The following is a 556-nucleotide window of genomic DNA, read 5'->3' on the forward strand; positions in this document are numbered from 1 at the left end:
AAGCAGGATTTTCATCTAATTTAGCTTGGAATTCTTCAGGAAAAATAAGTTCTGTATTCTTTTTAAAATCCACTTTTAAACCGGCTTTTTCCACTTCAACGGCTTCAATTATATAGGCTTTCAAGATGGTTTCCATCTCAACAATTTCTTCAACATTCGTGAACCGAATCTGGCGCCCCGCCTGCGTATCCTCCCCAGGTTTGATTAGAATACCATTGGGGTCTTTTAACAAAGCACCTTTGAAAAACATAAGCGCACAGTGTTCTTTAAAGCCTTGTATTATAGCTATGTTACTATTCTGAAACATGTAACAAGGTTTACCCCACTTCAGTTCTTCAGTGAGCTGGCAGTCAAGCATGATTGCTCTCAACTTCTCCATTTCCGCCTTCCATTTGTTCACTTTTCCTAAATACACATCAACCTTAGGATTCATTTCCTCTCTATTTGTCATGTTAGCTCCCCCCTTATGTTTTTGCTCATCATGTTTATGTATAAATATTTACAGAAAATCGATTTTCGATACGAATACAGAAGAGATCACGATATCAAGGGCAAA

At 37.6% G+C, this 556-nt stretch carries 1 protein-coding gene; it reads right to left on the reverse strand.

The window, feature by feature from the left end; translation table 11 throughout:
- Positions 1–451 (reverse strand): YdeI/OmpD-associated family protein (locus tag AC27IT_RS28010; RefSeq protein WP_487092294.1); only part of this gene is annotated, 451 nt, incomplete at its 3' end.
- Between the last annotated feature and the right edge of the window lie 105 nt (positions 452–556).

This window comes from Brevibacillus sp. YAE8, from assembly GCF_057543335.1.